We start from the raw sequence: 17661 nt of genomic DNA, 5'->3' as shown, positions 1-17661 counted from the left end.
TTAACCCGCTTTTGCCATTTGCATGAGTGTAACGCGCTGCTGGAGGCGGCGCTGTGCCTGATCAACCACCACGGCAATGATGATGACAAGGCCCTTGATGACCATCTGCCAGAAGGACGATACGCCCATCATGACCAGACCGTCGGAGAGAATACCGATGACGAATGCACCGATGATTGTGCCGCCAATGGTGCCGCGCCCGCCCGACATTGAAGTGCCGCCGAGAACGGCCGCTGCAATGGCGTTCAGCTCGAACGAGTTACCCGTTGCCGGATGCGACGACATCAGTTCGGACGAGATGATAAGCCCGGCGATCGCAGCACAGAAGCCCGAAAACATGTAAACGAACATCTTTACGCGGTCGACGCGGATACCCGACATGCGCGCCGCACGTTCGTTGCCGCCGACGGCGAAAATCTGCCGCCCAAGCGGCGTGTATCGCGCGATATAGGCTGCGGCCAATGCGACGACGATCAGAATCCAGATCGATACCGGAAGACCGAGAATGCTGCCCGATCCCAGGAATGCGAAGCCGGTTGTGCCCAAGTCTTCGCGGCCCACGAGGTTCGGGAAGGTCTGACCGTCCGAGGACAGAAGTGCCAGGCCGCGCGCTACATAAAGCGTGCCGAGTGTCGCAATGAAGGGCGCAACATTCAGTTTGGTTATCAATAGCCCGTTTATGAAGCCGACGGCGACACCAACAGCCAGCGTTATCAGCGAGATTTCGATGATGTTGAAATAGATCGTATAGCCGATGCCTAGATCGATACCGTAGATCAGAAGACCACCGGCAACCATGCCGCAAAGCCCGACAATGGAGCCGACCGAAAGGTCGATGCCGCCTGTGATGATGACGAAGGTCATGCCCATTGCAAGAAATGCGTTAAGCGCAACGTGCTTTGACATCAGGATCAGGTTGGCGGCTGAAAGGAAGTTCGGTGCTGCGAACGAGAAGAAGATGAACACCGCAAAAAGCGCGATGAAGGTTCTCAGTTTCATCAGTGTCAGCAGGGCCGAGCCGCTGTTAAAGGTTGAGTCAGTGGCGGCCGTCGTCGTGTTGGCTGTCATGACGCGAGTTCCCTTGTTTGTTTGTTGTGGTCGTTGTCATGTGTGTGCCCGTGGCCCTTGGCCGATGTGGCAACAATGTCGGCTTCCGTCGCTTTGTCGCGGTCGAATATGGCAATCAGCTTCCCATTGCTGAGCACTGCGATGCGATCGGAGAGCGCCATGACTTCTTCCAGATCAGAGGTTGAAAAAAGAATGGAGAGACCTTCGGCAGCAAGCCTGCGCATGGTGCGGAAGACATCGGCCTTCGCACCCACATCGATGCCGCGCGATGGCTCGTCCATCAGAAGAACTTTCGGATTGGTCATCAGCGCCTTGCCGATGACAACCTTCTGCTGGTTGCCACCCGACATTGAAGTGACTTCGAAATCCGGGTTTGGTGCCTTGATTGAAAGGTCTTTGATTGCCTGTTGAATGGCCTGCTTTTCACGCTTGGGCGTGATGTGGAAGAAGCGAGCCAAACGATCAAGACTTGCAAGTGTCAAATTGCTGGCAATCGACAAAATCTGTACCAGACCTTCGCGCTGACGATCTTCCGGTATGAGGGCAAGGCCGCGCCGGATGCGACGGGTCGTATCGCGTTCCTTCACTTGCCTGCCATCGATATAGATATGGCCGGTGGAGTGTCCATGCTGGCCCATCACACACTCGAAAAACTCGGAACGTCCCGCGCCCATAAGGCCGTAAATGCCCAGAACTTCGCCTGCGCGCACGGTCAGGGAGACGTCATCAACTGCAAGCCCGCCAGTCGCACGCGGCAGGGTGATGTTTTCAGCGCGAAACCGTTCTGCACCGATCTTGTGGGTCACAGGCTTGGCGAAGTCCTTGGCATCGGAGCCGATCATCGAACGCACAATCCATTGCGTATCGATATTTTTGATCTCTTCCTGGCCGGTGATTTTTCCGTCGCGCAGAACCGTGATGTAATCGCCAATCCGCATCAGTTCTTCAAGACGATGCGAAATATAGACGATTGCAACGCCCTGGCTTTTCAACTCGGCAATCACCTTGAACAGAATATCGACTTCGGCTGCAGAAAGGGCCGATGTCGGTTCATCCATGATGACGATGCGTGCATCGAGCGAAATAGCCTTGGCGATTTCGACAAGCTGCTGCTGACCGATTGGCAGATCGGCGACGAGCGTAGTTGCACTGATGCCTGCGTCAAGGCGGTCGAGATATTCATTGGCCTTGACGACCTGCGCCTTGTGATCAATGCCACGCAAACCGCGTGTGATCTCGCGTGTGGCAAAGATATTCTCGGCCACCGTCATGTTTGAAAACAGGTTCAGTTCCTGAAAGATCATCGCAATGCCGCGCTTCTGCGCGTCGGCAGGGCTGTCGAATGACACTTCCTCGCCATCGAGAATAATCTTCCCCATGGTCGGACGCTCAACGCCTGCGATGATTTTCATCAGCGTGGATTTACCCGCACCGTTTTCGCCGACAAGCACATTGACCGAACCACGGCGCAATTCAAGATTGGCGCGCTTGACCGCGACAATGCCTGAATAGACCTTCGAAACATCCTCAAGCTTGAGGACGATATCGTTTTTCTCGTTTAATTCCGTCTCCATGGCTTACTTCTCCAGAGAGATGGAAACAGGCGTCACAAGAGGAAGCTGGCCCTTCGATGGCAACGGGAAAGCACCTTCGGCCTTCACCTTCATGCCAATGAGTTCTTCGCGTGGCAGCTTGGACAATACGTCATCGTTGACGCGGGTGTTGAACGCCTTGCCAAATTGCGCCCAGTCGATCTGATTGCGAAACTCGTTAAAATTCACAAAGGACAGGCTGTCACGGATTGCGCTGCCGCGAACGGTCGGCCCGATCTGCACGCGTGCATCGGCCTTGCCATCGCCATTGCTGTCGACATCGACATAGGCGGCACGTGACTTTGTTTCAGCGGCGACCACTGTGCCTTCAAGCCTGGCTGCAAAGGTCCAGGGGGCATTGCCCTGCTTTTCGCGATGACCGTATTTCGCTCCGGCTGCATCCGCATCTGTGTTTGCTGCCTGCATCACTTCATCAAGCGTTGCGGTTTTCTCGGTAAAAAACGGCTTAACTTTTGAGTCCCAAATGTCGGCAACCGAACGATCGGGATTGAAATTATCGCCGCGTGCTTCTGCGGCTTCTTCTGCTGTCGGAGTCTTGATGATTTTGCAGCCCGAAAGCGCGACACCGCAGGCCAGCAGGATAATGGAAGCTGACTTCAGCACTGACATGAATTTATCCTCGGTATTAGGAGCATTTCGGGAGCGCTAACATTTGTCGGCGCTCCCGATGTCGCAAGCCTTGGGAGTTAGTCCTTCAAAGCGAAAGTTTCGAGCTTGTCTGCGTTGTCAGGATTGATGAGGACGCAGTCCATCAGCTGCTTTTCTTCAGCAGGGCCCTTACCGGTCTTGATGAATTCGTCAGCCTGAACGACAGCCATCTGTGCCTGAGCATAGGCTGGCTGAAGAACCGTTGCCTTGATGCCACCGGCCTTGATGGAGTCGCGGACATCGTTGGAGCCGTCGAAGCCGACAACGATGACGTCCTTGCGACCTGCAGCTTCAAGCGCTGCCCACGCACCCATGGCCATGGTGTCGTTGCCGGAAATCACACCTTTGATGTCAGGATTTGCCTGCAAAATGCTCTGCATTTTGGAGAAGGCTTCGGTTTGGCTCCAGTTGGCCGACTGCTGCGCAACCATCTTCATGTCAGGATATTCATCGATGACGTCGTGATAACCCTTGGAGCGGGTGCCAGCGTTGAGGTCGGATTCGCGGCCGAGCAGCTCGACATAATTGCCAGCTTCGCCCATCAGCTTCACGAATTCTTCCGCGCCGAGCTGGGCGCCCTGATAATTGTTGGAGACAATCTGTGACACCGCAACGCCTGAGGCGTTGATTTCACGGTCGATCAGGAATGAAGGGACTTTGGCATCCTTGGCCTTCTGAACGGCGGCAATCGATGCTTCCGAGCCAGCATTGTCGAGAATGATTGCCTTTGCGCCACGACCGATGGCCGTATCGACAAGCTGCGACTGCTTGGTTGGATCGTCGTCATGCTGAAGGATCAGTGTTTCGTAGCCAAGTTCCTTGGCTTTGGCTTCAGCACCCACGGCTTCAGCTTTGTAGAATGGATTGTCGTGCGATGGCGTGATGATTGCGATCAGATCAGCGGCCCATGCTGGCATGACTACGCTGCCCGCCAATGTTGCCGAGACGGCTGCAATCGCAAAACCGCGCGCAATTGTCCTGCGTGTAAACTTCATATTTTCCTCCCAAATCAAGCCCCGTTTCCCAAGAGGCGGTAAAAAGGGGAAGGCGCATTACGCCCTCCCGGATAACGTCACGTAATGCGACGGATGCTTTCTGCGATTTCTTCCGGTTCGAAAACGTTCTTCCAGTCGTCGCGCATCAGCGCAGGAATGCCGAATTCGATCGCCTTGTTGCAGGCATCGGAGAATACGCCCTGGACTTCGCCAAAGATGACGGCGCCGAGAACATTCATATGGCCGAGCAGGAAGTCGCGTGCTGCTTCTTCAGGAACGCCGCGACGAACTGTTTCATCCATGGCCTGCTTCATGACAACCAGAAGCGAAGCTGCAACGGTTTCCGAAAGACCGGGCTCGAGAATTGCGAGTTGCTCAACGGTTACGCGATGCGAGCGCATCACTGGTGCCCAGATGACCTTGGCGATTTCTTCGCCCAGTGCATAAGCTTCTTCCGGACCCTGCATCAGAGCCGAAACGATGTGTTGCTTTGCAAACAGACCGCCGAAGTGATCCTTCTTTGCCTGCATGTCCGTTTCGTCGTTGAAGATCGGCGGATGGCAAGGATGGGTCACGAAATAGGTGAGATCTGCGCGTTCTGGCAGATGGCCGGCAAATGGTGCAGCTGCGTCGAGTGCAACAACCATGGTGCCCGGCTTCAGCTTGTCAACGATGGATGAAGCAACTTTACCGATGATGGTATCCGGCACAGCCAGAATGACGACTTCCACGCCTTCAAGACCCGCATCAACATCGATGGTGTCGATGCCGAGGTCGTTCTTCAGGCGTGCCTTGCCTGCGTCGCTGACTTCGATGTGGCGTACGTCAAAGCGCGAACCTTTGAGGTTCTTGGCCAGACGGTAGCCCATCTTGCCGCCCGCTCCGAACAAAGCGATAGCTGTCATGATTGTAGTTCCTTCCCAGACTTTTGGTAGCGTAACTGGTATAACCAGTCAATGAGTATTCCAGATTCAAGCGGCCAGGCCGTCGCGAATCTGACTGAAATAACCGTCAGAACCGACCTGACCGCCCTTGAGGGCAATCTGGAGGCCGTTGGTGGCGGCGTGAGCGCCGTGTGCCGTGCAAAGCGGCGACCCCGGTGTTTGTGGAAGCGGCAAAAGCGTGGTGAGTGCATCGACATGCAATTCACGCAATGCGTGGCTCGAAGTGTCGCCGCCTGCAATGACGGCGCGGGTAAGCCTTTCGCGCTCGACAAGGCTGCGGAGGATGAAGCCGAGGCTGCGGGCCAGCTTGTGGCGGCTGCCTGCGATTCTGTCGATTTCTGTGCCTCGGTCAGCCGAAGGGCCAAGGGCGGTGTTGAGGATCACACTGTTGCCGTGCTGGAGCGCCTTCTGGCCGTCAGCAATGGCAGCTTCGATTGCCTGATTGCCGTTTTCGCCGAGAAGATCGAGCGGGTTAAGATCAATGCCGGTAAAGCCTGATGCCGTCGCGTGACGAATTTGACGTTCTGTCGTCGGTGAGACGCTTCCTGAAACGACCGCGATGCGGTCAGCCTTGCCGGGAAGCGGAAACTCTTTTTTCGCGCCGATCAGTCCAGCCTTGGCCCATGCAGCCAGAAGCGCATATTCAACACCCGACGAACCAGCAACGAACCAGCCTTTACGGGCACGCAGACGCCAGAGCTGCTCACCTGCCTGCAACTGGCTTTCATGGCTGTCGACGTCGAACAGCAACATGCCGTCCGCATTTTTGACAATCGCGTTTACGCGATCATCTGCATCTGTGGCTGAAAGCGTTGCGAGATCAGCAAGAACAGCTTTAAGCACGGTCTGCTGAGCCAGATGCACGCGCAGGTCGGCTTCATGCATCGGTGTGACCGGATGACAGCTCATGACCGGATGACGATCGATACGATAGGTTTCGCCCTGATAGGCGGCAAAGAGATTGCCGAAAGATGTGTAACGCTTGAGCTGCGGCGCACCGACAATCAACGGCACATAGGCCTGATCGAAGGTTGCTTTGCCGATTTCCACGGCCTTGCCGATATTGCCGACATGTGGCGCGGAATCAAATGTCGAGCAGACTTTGTAATGCGCAATCGCAGCATTCAGACTTTTGAGCCAGTTGAATGCAGGCGTGAGATTTTCCTGCATCCATTCCGGCGTTTCGCTGCGGCTGGTGCCTGCAAGACCGATAGCCTTGCAGTGTGAAAAGCGCGAAAGAAGCGCTTCGTCTGGCACATTCATGAACAGCACAGTGTCGACGCCGTTGGAAGCCATGGCTTCCATAACATCGGTCGAGCCGGTGAGATCGTCACCGTAGTAGGACAGCAGCAGTTCGTTGGAAGCCTGTGACATTACTCGCCACCTTTCCCGAATTTCGCGAGCGAAGCTGCAAGTTCAGGATGGTCCGTTGCATAGGTTTCAAGCGGGATGCCAGCGACTGCTGCTTCCCATGCCTGTTGCACGGCGCGAACACCGGCTGCCGGGCCACCCGGATGGCTGACAATGCCGCCGCCGCACAGATAAAGCAGGTCCGTCGTGCGGCCCGTGCGCTCATAGGTTTCCGGTGCCTGTCCACCCCATTGCCCGGAACCGGCGACAGGAAGCGGACAATCGGACGGATCAAACAGGGGCGTGCTGACGGCCTTGAACGAATTGACGAAACTTTCGTCCGGCTCCCAATATTTCACGCGAATACCGTTGATCTGGAACTGATCGACGCCGAGCAGCCGCCAGAACTGCTGATAAACACGGAAATCCATGCCGGCGCCCGGGTTGCGGGTCAGGATGTCCCAACCGTTGCGATGGGCGTGAAGCACGAGGCCCGAGCGCTTGCGCAAGAAGCTCATGCCGCCAAAGCCAACCGAGTTGATGTTGACCACGGCGCAATTGCCGCCAGCCTCTAGCACCATGTCATGATTGCGCATCATCTCGTCAGGATCGGCATGGGAGATGCCAAAGGCATACATCACCTTTTTGCCGGTCTTCTGTTCGTGATTGAGAATGAGCGGCATGATCGCGGCGATGCGCTCTTTAAGCGGCGAGTAGGCCGGGCTCATCAGCTTTTCATCGTCCTTGATGAAATCGACGCCCGACTCAATGAGTTCGCTTACGAGTTCTGCTGTCTCATGTGGACGCAGACCGAGTGCTGGCTTGACGATGGTGCCGATGATCGGACGCTTTTCAACGCCGGTGAGACGGCGGCTTCCGGTGATGCCGAACTGTGGGCCGGGATGCGCGCTTTTGAAGGCTTCCGGTAGCTTCATGTCGACAACGCGGATGCCTGTCATGCCCTTGATCGAATAGACGCCGCCAACGGCAATTGTCATCAGCGCTGCTAAATCGGTGCCGATAGCATCAAGCGGAAAAGCAATATCGACATCGGCGCGCTTGAGCGGCCCGTGACCTGGCTCAAGCTCCGGCCAGGCAGGCACCGTTGCGTCTTCAAGCGGGCGAATTTCGAGCACGCGTGCTGCGACGCGCGCCTTCAACTCTTCGGTTTCTCCTGGAATAGCGACGAAAGTGCCGGTCGACTGATCGCTCGCGATCTTGGCTGCCATCTGTTCGATGCTGCCGGTGGTCTCAATGCGATAGGTCAAACAGATGTTCATCGGAATTGTCGTCACTCACGGTTTTTGTTGCGCCTAGAATAAGCGCATGGTGTTTGAGTGCGAACTGGTATAATGAGTATTCCAATATCTGCAAGCGGAAAATTGTTAACCGGTCGCGAGAGTGTGGGTAACGGCTTTCCTCAGCGCGTTTGAAGATGCATAAGGGAGAAAAGCTCATGAGCAGTGAGACGCAATGACCCAAGCAATCGAACCCATCATTCGCCGCAAACTATCCGACGAAGTTTTCGACCGGCTCGAAAACATGATTACTTCCGGTGAGCTTACGCCGGGCGACGAGATGCCATCCGAGCGTGTTCTGATGGAACGTTTTGGCGTTGGACGTCCCGCGATCCGCGAAGCGATGCAGTCACTTGCCAAGATGGGGCTGGTCAACATCTCGCATGGTGAGCGTGCCAAGGTTTTGAAGCTGACTGCACGCTCAATTTTCCAGCAGGTCGATCCGACGGCCAAGATCATGCTGGCGCAATCTTTGGATACGCTGGAGCATCTTAAAAGCGCACGTATTTTTTTCGAACGCGGGATTGCGCGTGAAGCAGCGCAGAAGGCCAGCGAACAAGACGTTGCGGACCTTCGCGCCATCGTGGAGCGCCAGCGGGAATCGCTGGGTGATGCCGATGCATTCATTTCCGCCGATATGGAATTTCATATTCGGATCGCGAAGATTTCAGGCAATCCGATCTTCGTTGGCGTCAGTGAGGCGATGCTTGCCTGGCTGCGTGAATATCATACGCATATGCTGATCTGGACCGGTAAAGAGAAATACACGCTGGTCGAGCACGAAGAAATTATCGACATGCTTGCGGCCAAAAATTCTGACGGTGCGGAAGCTGCGATGCTGCATCATCTTGAGCGTTCGCGCGCGCTTTATACGAAATAACCTTTTTCGGGATGCGCTCTGTTTGTTTTTACGCGCATCGTGTTCCGAAAACCGGTTTCCACTTTTCGGGACGCGCTTTAATTTTCAGGAATGTTCTCTCTGAAGATCACCTGAACGCGAGGTGGTTGTGGGTCGAATGGTGCACCTTTAATGCTGCTCATTAAAGTAACCAGTGCTTCGCGTGCTTCAACGCGCGGGTTTTGATCAATGACAGCATCCATCGTGCCGTTCAGCAGCAGGCGTTTGGTGCTTTCGGTCAGTTCATGGCCGATGAAAATAACCGAATCCGATTTTCCTGAATCCATCAGCGCCTGTCCGATACCCTGATTGCCTGCGCCGAGATTATAGATGCCGGCAAGGTTGGGATGGCGCTTCAGCAAAGCCATGGTTTCCGTGTAGGCTTTCTCGCGGCTGTCCTCGATCTCTTTGAGTTCGACGATATTCAAGTGCGAGAACTCTTCCGCAATGACACGACGAAAGCCCATTTCGCGTTCCTCATGGCCGCGATAGGAAAGCGATCCGGCAAAGAGCGCGATCTTGTTTTCGGGCTGCAGGCCAAGAAAACGACCGAGAATATAGCCGCCGAGACGGCCAGCCGCACGATTATCGATGCCGATATAGCCGACGCGCGGCACATGGAGAATGTCAGACGCGATGGTGACGATATGAGCGCCGGATTCGGCGAGTGCGCGCATGGCTTCGCGCACGGTTGGGTGATCCAGTGCAATAACACCGATACCTTGCGTCTTTCCCTTGAGGCTTTCCAGAGCCTGCGCAAGCGTATCCGGGTTGAAACCTTCGACGCTATGGATTGTAAGCTCTATTTCCGGCCTCAAAGCTGCTTGCCTGACGATCTGGTCGCGCAGATTGGCAATGAAGGTGTTTGTACCTGCTGGTAGAACGAAATCCAGCTTGATGCGGTCGGTGAGGTGCGTGTTGCGAGGCGCGCTGCCGGGAAGGTAGCCAAGATTGCGTGCGGCTTCGAGCACGATTTCGCGTGTGCGCTCTTTCACGCCTTCGCGGTTATTCAGTACACGATCAACCGTGGCGCTGGAAACGCCTGCTGTTCTGGCAATGTCGCTCACCGTGGAACGCAAATCAGACTCCTCATCAAAATGATGGAAAATGATGTATTTCGATTTGCACAAGATGCAAGGCTTGTTGTGTATCGGATACGTGTTTTCCTCATGAATTTGGCTTTACTGCGATATAATGTCATCAAAAACCATCATAATTTATATACGAATGTCAAAATTTAAGACAGCGTTCAAGAATTTAGTCAATTTCGATGTTAAATGATTTAAAATGATTTTATATGATGTTGACACTCCTGCATTGAATCTTCATTAATCCTCAAGTTGCCAATGGAGGTTGGCATTTTCCTCGGATGAGGACGGCCCTGCTTGTCGGGTTTTCGATGGGATGTGGGCTTGGAAATATATAGGGAGGATGCAATGAGCGAAGCGCGGGACTTTGTTCCTGATCCGCAGGTGCGGGTTCGGAACTTCAAAATCGGCTGTATCGGCGCAGGCATGATCATGGCCGAATGCCATCTTGCGGCCTATAAGGAAGCGGGCTTTACGGTCGCGGCAATCGCCTCGCGCACCAGGGCAAAGGCCGAAGAGGTCGCCAGGCGCTGGGGCATCGCCAAGGTTCACGACACGCCTGAAGAGCTGATCGCCGATGAAGCAATCGAAATCCTCGATATTGCTTATCCGCCGGATCAACAGCCCACGCTTATTCGCAAAGCGCTTGCTCAGCCACATATCAAAGGCATTCTCGCACAAAAGCCGCTGGCTCTGACGCTTGAGGAGGCCATTGCCCTTCGCGATGAGGCCGCAAAGGCTGGCAAAATCCTCTCGGTGAATCAGAACATGCGCTACGACCAATCGATGCGTGTGTTGAAGCAAATTCTAGACAAGGGTGAGCTGGGCACGCCTGTCATGGCCACCATCGAGATGCGCGCGATCCCACATTGGCAGGGCTTTCTCGAAGACTACGACCGCCTGACACTGTCTAACATGAGCGTGCATCATCTCGATGTGCTGCGCTTTCTGTTTGGTGAGCCTGACACCATCACCACGCTGACACGCACTGACCCACGCACGAAATTCGCGCATAAGGACGGCATCACTGTCTCAACGCTGATGTTCCCAAGCGGCGTTATGGCTGTTTCGATGGAAGACGTCTGGTCCGGACCGCGCGAAGAGGGCTTTGACAGCGATATTTACATCAAGTGGCGCGTCGAAGGCACAGATGGTGTGGCACAGGGCACGATTGGCTGGCCCGATGGCTCGCCATCGACACTGACTTATGCCTCCAAAAAGACGACAGACGGCAAATGGGTGAGCCCGAAATGGGAAACCATGTGGTTCCCGCATGCTTTCATTGGTGTGATGGAGCAGCTGCAATACGCCATTCAGTCTGGTGAACCGCCAGCACTGTCAGTGGCGGACAATGTGAAGACGGTTGTGCTCATCGAGGCTGGCTACAAGTCGATTGATGAAGGCCGGACGGTCAGATTGTCCGAGATATCAATTAAGTAAACGAGCGCATCCCGAAAAGTGTGAAGCGGTTTTCGGAAAAGATGCGCGTTAACAAATAATCTTAACGGGAGGGTTTCGATCATGATGCAGGTGGGTATTTTCAGCGGCTATTTTCCTTATTCGCTTGAGGAAACAGCCAAAAAAATCCGGGCGCTCGATTTCAATACAGTCCAGCTGGACATGCATTTCAAGGATATCGATCTGAGTGCTGGTCAGATCACCAAGGACAAGTGCGTCAAAATCCGCGAGACATTCCGCGATCATAATCTGCCGATTTCATGCATTTCAGGCTATACGAACATCATTCATCCGGACAAGGCAGAGCGCGAGCGTCGCGTGGGCTATCTCAAAGAGATTATCCGCCACGCGCAATATCTCGGCACGCCTTATGTGATTTCGGAAACCGGTACTTACAACACCGAGTCTGATTGGGTTCATCATCCCAAGAACAAGACCGAAGAAGGCTTTGAAGAATGCCGCAAGGTCATCGCTGATCTATCACAGTTTGCCTATGATCATGGTGCTGTGTTCCTGCTCGAAACCTATGTGAACAACGTTGTTGGTTCGGTCGAAGAAACGGTCAAGATGTTTGCGCAGGTTGATCATCCGGGCCTTGGCCTGCTGATGGACCCGACCAATTATTTTGAGACGCACAATATCGACCGGATGGATGAAATCCTCAATCAGGTCTTTGATACACTGAGCGACAAGATCAAGATCGGTCATGCGAAAGACGTCAAACGCTCAGGCGATGACAAGACAGAAAAGCACGCCGACATTGGCGATGCGGATGCGCTTGAAAGCCATACTTTCCGTGGCGTTGGTGAAATCGAACTGCCAGCTCCGGGTCTTGGTTCGCTGAACTACGACCTGTACCTCAAGCGCCTTGCGCAGAAGCATCCGAATATTCCGATGATTATCGAACATCTCGATGAGGCCGATGTGCCGCGCGCGAAGAAGTTCCTTGATGGGAAGCTGCGCGCGCAGGGACTTTAACACCGTGGGGGTGGGCGGTCAGTGCTGTAGACAAGCGTTTGAGCACTGGCCGCTTTACGAATGAATTGGCTATAGGCCAGATTATTTAAGGTTCGACAATGGTGAAGCTTTTTGGTGAGGCGAGATCGCGTCGCGATATTGCAGCTTGCAGTGGTTCGTTTGCACAATTTGCAGGCGTTCGCCTGATGGTGCTGGAAGATGGATTGGAACGCGGCATAAGAATGCTGGAGTTTCGTTCAGGCACCGGCTTGCGCTTCACCGTTCTGGTTGATCGTGCTTTGGATATTGCCGATTGCGACTATCGCGGCATGGCAATCGGCTGGCACTCACCGTCCGGTTTCCGCCATCCGGGACTGCATGAATATGAGGGGGAAGGCGGCCTTGGCTGGATGCGTTCTTTCTCCGGCCTGATGGTCACATGCGGTCTCGACCATATCCTCTTCATGTATGACGAGGTGGCGGACCATTATAATTACAAGCCGCGAGGGACGATCAAGCATTCCATTCATGGCCGTGTCGGCACCATTCCTGCTAAACTGACCGGCTATGGTGAGCGCTGGGAAGGCGACGAATGTTTTCTCTGGTGCGAGGGTGTCGTCACGCAGGGAACCGTTTTTGGCGAGCATCTGGAATTGACGCGCCGCATCGAAATCAAGGCTGGTACAAACGATATCAAGCTCACGGATCGCGTGACCAATCGCGGCTTTTATCGCACGCCGCATATGTATTGTTATCACATCAATATCGGGCATCCCGTTTTGGCGGAAGGCTCACGTTATCTGGCGCCTGTCAGGGATGTGGTCTGGGCGGCTCATGCCGGAGAAGACTACAAAAAACAGGGCGTCGGCTATCGCACGCTGCCTGCACCGCAGATGCAGTTTCATGAGCAGGTCTGGCAGCATGAAATGGGTGCAGACACCAATGGCGAGGTGCCGGTCGCGCTGGTCAATGACAAGCTGGGCATCGGTTTTGAAGTCACAACGCGCAAGGACCAGTTCCCCTGCATGTATGAGTGGCAGAACCTGCAGGCCGGGCAATATGCACTTGGTATCGAGCCTGCGACCAATCATGTCCTTGGGCATGGTGCGGCTCGCGACCGTGGTGAATTGATCTGGCTCGAATATGGTGAGGAACGCCGTTACGACAGTACGTTCCGAGTTTTGGGTGATGCGGCGAGCATCGCGGAAACAGAAACACGCATTGCCGCAATCGCGAAACAGCCAATTGAGGAATATCCGGTGCCGTCAGGCAATTACATTGCTATTGGAGGCCGCTCATGACCGCACCATCGCCGTTTTCGGTTGCAGGGAAAACCATTCTCTATACGGGTGCTGCCGGTGGTCTCGGTCTTGAAACTACGCTCAATTTTCTGCGCGCTGGCGCACGGGTTGTGGCTATCGATCATGATCCGAAAAAGATCGAAGAGCTGAAAAGCAAGGCAAAGGACGAGGGGCTTAGCGGACTTTCGATCCACGCGCTCGATCTGTCGGATTTGCAGGCACTCCGCCCCGCATTGAAAGCGATTAGTCGTGAGGCCGGTGGCTTTGATGTCGTGATCAACAATGCTGCGATTTATCCATCCAAGTCGTTTGAAGACTATACGCTTGAGGAAATGCAGAAAGTGCAGCACATCAATGTCGATGCGGGCATTGTTTGCGTCCAGGTGGCGCTGCCGCATATGCGGGAAAAGGGTTGGGGTCGCATCATTAACATCGCCAGCGTGACTGCCTATGGCGGCTGGGCACTCCTTTCGCCTTATGTGCAATCAAAGGGCGCTCTCATCGGGCTTGCGCGTGCTTGGGCACGCGAGTTCGGTGCCTATGGCATTACAGTCAATGCAATCTCTCCGGGTGCTTTTCCAACAGATGCCGAGAAAATCCATCCCGACCCGGAAGGTTATACGAAATTCGTGCTTGAGCATCAGGCTGTTAAGCGTCGCGGATCATCGCGGGATATAGCCTCGGCTTTGATGTTCCTGGCTTCCGATGAAGCTGGATTTATCACCGGTCAGACCTTGAATGTCGATGGCGGATGGGTAATGCATTAGGAACGAATTTGCATTGGAGGAATGCGTGAGGAAGCTTTATCTGGCGGTCGGGTCGCTTAACCGCGAGGCCCCTTATTTTCAGGGTGCGCGTGGCGAAGGTCTTTCCATCTACGCATTCGATACGACGACAGGAGATGCATCGCATATTTGCGCTACGCCGTCCGTTGATAATCCGACATTCCTGAGTGTCTCGCCAGATACAGGCGTGATCTATGCAAATTCCGAAGTGTTCAGCTGGCACGAGGGAACGGTCAGCGCCTATCGTTTTGATGCCGAAAAGGGCGAACTTGTTTATCTCAACAAGCAAAGTGTCCAAGGCAGCATAACTGCGCACAATACCGTGACACGTGATGGCAAGTTTGTGCTCGTCGCCAATTATGCGATGGGATCAGGCGGGCCGGATGAGTCGCTTGTTGCGCTGCCGGTAAAGCCAGATGGTAGTCTCGGGCCGGTTGCACATAGCGTTCGTCACGAGGGTAAACTTGGACCTGTCGCTGATCGGCAGGAACGCAGCCACCCGCATTGCGTGGTTGAAACACCGGAAGGCGGCATGTTCCTGTCTGCTGATCTTGGCCTTGATGAAGTCATTGCCTATCACCTTGATAGTGATGGCAGTTTCAAGAGGCTGAGCAGTGTTGCGACGGCACCCGGCGCTGGTCCTCGCCATATCGCGCAGCATTCTAATGGCCGGTTTGTCTATGTGTCCAATGAACTGAATTCCACAGTTTCACTGATTGCGCGTCGCGGCGATGAGATGCGCCTTGTTCAGACGCTGCCGACGGTGCCAGCGAATGTTGAGTCGCACGGCGCTGATATTCACCTCTCACCCGATGGTCGTTTTCTTTATTGTTCGAACCGTGGTCATGACACGATCACAGCATTTCGTGTGGATCAGGAAAATGGCAGCCTGGTTGAGCTCGGTCACAGCTTTACGGGTGGTGCAACACCGCGTAATTTTACGCTGACACCGGATGGTAACTGGCTTCTGGTCGCAAACCAGAATGGAGATTGCATTGCGATCTTCGCAATCGACAAGGAGACGGGGAATTTGACCGATACGGGCAAACGCATCGAAATTGGCACTCCCGTCTGTGTCAGGCCGTTCTATCTGTGAGCGCTGAAGTGTCAATACCGCGAAAACAGCGCCGCAAAGGCTCTGGCGTGACCATGGCAGATGTGGCTGCGGCTGCAGGGGTTTCCATGCAGACTGTTTCGCGCGCGTTGCGTTTTCCGGATTCCGTAACGCTTGAGAAGCGGAAGCTCATTCAGGATGCTATCGAGAAGACGCACTACGTCCATAATCTCGCGGCAAGCCATCTTGCATCGCATAAAAGCAATACGGTTGCGGCGATCATACCCACGCTGTCCGCATCTGTTTTTGCTGACACGATCCAGCATTTTTCCGATGTGCTGCATCAGGCCGGTTATCAGATATTTTTAGGCAATACCGATTACCGACTGGAGCGCGAGGAAGAAATCATTCGCAGCCTTCTCGGTAGGCGACCGGATGGCGTTTTTCTGATAGGCACACACCATAGCAAGCGCAGCGTCGCTTTGCTCAAACGTGCGGAAATTCCTGTCGTTGAGGGCTGGGATTTTACCGATAAACCAATCGACCGGCTGGTTGGGTTTTCCAATACGGCGGCGATCACCGAGATGGTCAGTCATCTGATCAACACGGGTCGGCGCTATATCGTGTTTGCCGGTGTGGTTCGGAAAGGCGACAGCCGTGCTGCCGAACGCCGTGCCGCATTCAAAGCGGCGATGGAGCAACAGTTCCCGGATGAGAAGCCACGCATCACGGTGGCAACTGAAATGCCGATTGCCATGGCTTCGGGTGTCGATCTTCTGCGACGGGCGCTGGCCCAATATCCGGAAGCCGATGCAGTCATGTTTTCAAGTGATATTCTTGCTTCCGGCGCGCTTTTGGAGACGCAGCGCATTGGCATCAAGGTGCCGCAACGCCTTGCGATTACCGGCTTTGGTGACTTTGAACTTTCGCGTCATCTGCTGCCGCCATTGACGACCGTTGCAGTGCCTTCCGCGGAAATCGGACGGCAGGCGGGTGAGCTATTGCTTGAAGCCATGCGTGGCGAAACATCGACAAACACGATTGTCGATGTTGGTTTTGAGCTCAAGATCAGGGCCAGTGGCTAAATAGCCATCTGATGCTCGAAGTCCGTTAGCACTTCGCAGCCATTTTCAGTCACATGCAGCATGAATTCGAGCCGCACACCGCCAATATCCGGATCGAAGGCAGTTGGCTCGACCATCACCACCATATCCTTCTTAAAGCTCTCGGTTTCGTAACCGACAAGCCGTGGCCATTCATGCACAGATGTACCAATGGAGTGGCCTGAATGGTGGGCATAACCATAGCCATTTGCTGAGATATGCGCCTGCAATTTCTGATCCAGTTCGCCGATACCAAGGCCCGGACGGATGATTTCAATTGTCAGATCAAGCGCTGACTTGACAGTATTGAACTGCTTCTCAAATCCGGCAGTAGTTTTGCCCAGCATTGCCGATGCGCAACTGTCGCCCCAATAGCCTTTGACGCGCGGTGCGAGATCGCAGATGAGCGGGTCGCCAGTCGCAATAATACGGTTTGTTGGCCAGCCCATGAATGCGGATGTGCGGGTTTTGCCAGATATGAAATCGCCGGTAAGCGGCAGGCGTTCACCGGCTCTGCTTTCCATGGCGAGCCTTATTTCGGCGAATATCTCCAGTTCGCTGCGGCCTGCCTTGCTGTGCTCGATAAACGCGCGTTGCCCGGCGGAAGCGGACAGTGCTGCCTCACGCAATAGCGCGATCTCGGTTGCTGTTTTGACCATGCGCTGGCGCTTGAAGGCATCGTCGATCAACACATGGCGGTGCGTTTCGATAAGTGGCAGCAACGATAGTGGAAAGCTGTTCTGCTCTATCGCAATTGTTCCGCTACAGCCCAATTTAGTGAAGAGTTCCTGCGCGGCATTGCGATAGTTCGCAAAAATGTCGGTCGGGTCTTTGTATGAGAAACCTTCATATGTGAGAACGATTTCTGCCCAGCTTGGCGTTTCCGCTTCAAGATTGGTGACGACAAGGCCGCATTCGCCGTTTCTGCCAATGAATGCGATGGCAGGTCCACCCGCAAAGGGTGATGGCCCCGCTTCAATGGAAACGATATGGCCGGAAGCATAGGCGATGCTATCGGGGCTGGTGAACAGGCCCCAATCGGCACTGGATTCTTTGATAGCGTCAATTGTCCGTGCAAGCCTCTCGTCCAACGGAATCTCC

Annotated in this window: 16 protein-coding genes; 7 read left to right on the top strand and 9 right to left on the bottom strand. The window is 54.4% G+C overall.

The genetic code is table 11. The annotated features are described in order from the left end of the window. From C9380_RS16650 to oiaX, 7 genes are all read right to left on the bottom strand, one after another. Positions 1 to 1068, bottom strand: coding sequence for an ABC transporter permease (locus C9380_RS16650; protein WP_010661025.1), 1068 nt, complete (start codon positions 1066 to 1068; stop codon positions 1 to 3). Beyond that, complete coding sequence (locus C9380_RS16645; protein ID WP_128094080.1) at positions 1065 to 2642, bottom strand: sugar ABC transporter ATP-binding protein; 1578 nt, start codon at positions 2640 to 2642, stop codon at positions 1065 to 1067. Before C9380_RS16645 ends, C9380_RS16650 begins: the two co-directional genes overlap by 4 nt. Positions 2643 to 2645: 3 nt before the next feature. Further along, the gene (locus C9380_RS16640; protein ID WP_128094079.1) at positions 2646 to 3290 is read right to left on the bottom strand and encodes a DUF2291 family protein; all 645 of its coding nucleotides are present in this window, start codon (positions 3288 to 3290) and stop codon (positions 2646 to 2648) included. Between the two features lie 77 nt (positions 3291 to 3367). Continuing rightward, positions 3368 to 4324 (bottom strand): D-ribose ABC transporter substrate-binding protein, encoded by a 957-nt coding sequence (locus tag C9380_RS16635; RefSeq protein ID WP_024900161.1) that lies wholly within the window; start codon positions 4322 to 4324, stop codon positions 3368 to 3370. Positions 4325 to 4401: 77 nt separating this feature from the next. Further along, positions 4402 to 5229: a phosphogluconate dehydrogenase C-terminal domain-containing protein gene (locus C9380_RS16630; protein WP_128094078.1), complete on the bottom strand. Its 828-nt coding sequence runs from the start codon at positions 5227 to 5229 to the stop codon at positions 4402 to 4404. 66 nt (positions 5230 to 5295) lie between these two features. Further along, on the bottom strand, positions 5296 to 6642 hold the full coding sequence (locus C9380_RS16625) for a four-carbon acid sugar kinase family protein (protein WP_128094077.1): 1347 nt from the start codon (positions 6640 to 6642) through the stop codon (positions 5296 to 5298). Beyond that, on the bottom strand, positions 6642 to 7898 hold the full coding sequence (oiaX, locus tag C9380_RS16620; RefSeq protein ID WP_128094076.1) for a 3-oxo-isoapionate-4-phosphate decarboxylase OiaX: 1257 nt from the start codon (positions 7896 to 7898) through the stop codon (positions 6642 to 6644). Before oiaX ends, C9380_RS16625 begins: the two co-directional genes overlap by 1 nt. A 193-nt stretch (positions 7899 to 8091) precedes the next feature. Between oiaX and C9380_RS16615 the strand changes: the two genes are divergently transcribed. Then, positions 8092 to 8796 carry a transcriptional regulator NanR gene (locus C9380_RS16615; RefSeq protein ID WP_100557260.1) on the top strand — a complete coding sequence of 235 codons (705 nt, stop codon included), beginning with the start codon at positions 8092 to 8094 and terminating at the stop codon, positions 8794 to 8796. A gap of 77 nt (positions 8797 to 8873) precedes the next feature. Here the strand turns inward: C9380_RS16615 and C9380_RS16610 are convergent, their stop codons facing one another. After that, positions 8874 to 9893: a LacI family DNA-binding transcriptional regulator gene (locus C9380_RS16610; protein WP_128094075.1), complete on the bottom strand. Its 1020-nt coding sequence runs from the start codon at positions 9891 to 9893 to the stop codon at positions 8874 to 8876. Positions 9894 to 10250: 357 nt separating this feature from the next. Between C9380_RS16610 and C9380_RS16605 the strand changes: the two genes are divergently transcribed. The 6 genes from C9380_RS16605 (at position 10251) to C9380_RS16580 (ending at position 16542) form a co-directional block, all read left to right on the top strand. Next, positions 10251 to 11342 carry a Gfo/Idh/MocA family protein gene (locus C9380_RS16605; protein ID WP_128094074.1) on the top strand — a complete coding sequence of 364 codons (1092 nt, stop codon included), beginning with the start codon at positions 10251 to 10253 and terminating at the stop codon, positions 11340 to 11342. 81 nt (positions 11343 to 11423) lie between these two features. Then, positions 11424 to 12338: a sugar phosphate isomerase/epimerase family protein gene (locus C9380_RS16600; protein ID WP_100557258.1), complete on the top strand. Its 915-nt coding sequence runs from the start codon at positions 11424 to 11426 to the stop codon at positions 12336 to 12338. Positions 12339 to 12436: 98 nt separating this feature from the next. After that, positions 12437 to 13618: an aldose 1-epimerase family protein gene (locus tag C9380_RS16595; RefSeq protein ID WP_128094073.1), complete on the top strand. Its 1182-nt coding sequence runs from the start codon at positions 12437 to 12439 to the stop codon at positions 13616 to 13618. After that, positions 13615 to 14385, top strand: a complete 771-nt coding sequence (locus tag C9380_RS16590) for an SDR family NAD(P)-dependent oxidoreductase (protein ID WP_128094072.1) — start codon at positions 13615 to 13617, stop codon at positions 14383 to 14385. The genes C9380_RS16595 and C9380_RS16590 overlap by 4 nt, the downstream gene beginning before the upstream one ends. Before the next feature lie 25 nt (positions 14386 to 14410). Beyond that, positions 14411 to 15499 (top strand): lactonase family protein, encoded by a 1089-nt coding sequence (locus C9380_RS16585; RefSeq protein WP_128094071.1) that lies wholly within the window; start codon positions 14411 to 14413, stop codon positions 15497 to 15499. Positions 15500 to 15507: 8 nt separating this feature from the next. Beyond that, positions 15508 to 16542 carry a LacI family DNA-binding transcriptional regulator gene (locus C9380_RS16580; RefSeq protein ID WP_247877617.1) on the top strand — a complete coding sequence of 345 codons (1035 nt, stop codon included), beginning with the start codon at positions 15508 to 15510 and terminating at the stop codon, positions 16540 to 16542. On the opposite strand, the gene C9380_RS16575 is transcribed toward C9380_RS16580, so the two are convergent. After that, positions 16539 to 17651 (bottom strand): M24 family metallopeptidase, encoded by a 1113-nt coding sequence (locus tag C9380_RS16575; protein WP_128094069.1) that lies wholly within the window; start codon positions 17649 to 17651, stop codon positions 16539 to 16541. The two genes, C9380_RS16580 and C9380_RS16575, sit on opposite strands and share 4 nt — an antisense overlap. Positions 17652 to 17661: the final 10 nt, after the last annotated feature.

This window comes from Brucella pituitosa (genome assembly GCF_003049685.1).
Classification (GTDB): Bacteria; Pseudomonadota; Alphaproteobacteria; order Rhizobiales; family Rhizobiaceae; genus Brucella; species Brucella pituitosa.
This window is presented reverse-complemented; position numbering and strand designations above follow the sequence as displayed.

Bases quoted from the DNA above. Each gene is read 5' to 3' on its own strand.
- C9380_RS16650 (WP_010661025.1), bottom strand. From the start codon at position 1,068: ATGACAGCCAACACGACGACGGCCGCCACTGACTCAACCTTTAACAGC.
- C9380_RS16645 (WP_128094080.1), bottom strand. From the start codon at position 2,642: ATGGAGACGGAATTAAACGAGAAAAACGATATCGTCCTCAAGCTTGAG.
- C9380_RS16640 (WP_128094079.1), bottom strand. From the start codon at position 3,290: ATGTCAGTGCTGAAGTCAGCTTCCATTATCCTGCTGGCCTGCGGTGTC.
- C9380_RS16635 (WP_024900161.1), bottom strand. From the start codon at position 4,324: ATGAAGTTTACACGCAGGACAATTGCGCGCGGTTTTGCGATTGCAGCC.
- C9380_RS16630 (WP_128094078.1), bottom strand. From the start codon at position 5,229: ATGACAGCTATCGCTTTGTTCGGAGCGGGCGGCAAGATGGGCTACCGT.
- C9380_RS16625 (WP_128094077.1), bottom strand. From the start codon at position 6,642: ATGTCACAGGCTTCCAACGAACTGCTGCTGTCCTACTACGGTGACGAT.
- oiaX (WP_128094076.1), bottom strand. From the start codon at position 7,898: ATGAACATCTGTTTGACCTATCGCATTGAGACCACCGGCAGCATCGAA.
- C9380_RS16615 (WP_100557260.1), top strand. From the start codon at position 8,092: ATGACCCAAGCAATCGAACCCATCATTCGCCGCAAACTATCCGACGAA.
- C9380_RS16605 (WP_128094074.1), top strand. From the start codon at position 10,251: ATGAGCGAAGCGCGGGACTTTGTTCCTGATCCGCAGGTGCGGGTTCGG.
- C9380_RS16600 (WP_100557258.1), top strand. From the start codon at position 11,424: ATGATGCAGGTGGGTATTTTCAGCGGCTATTTTCCTTATTCGCTTGAG.
- C9380_RS16595 (WP_128094073.1), top strand. From the start codon at position 12,437: ATGGTGAAGCTTTTTGGTGAGGCGAGATCGCGTCGCGATATTGCAGCT.
- C9380_RS16590 (WP_128094072.1), top strand. From the start codon at position 13,615: ATGACCGCACCATCGCCGTTTTCGGTTGCAGGGAAAACCATTCTCTAT.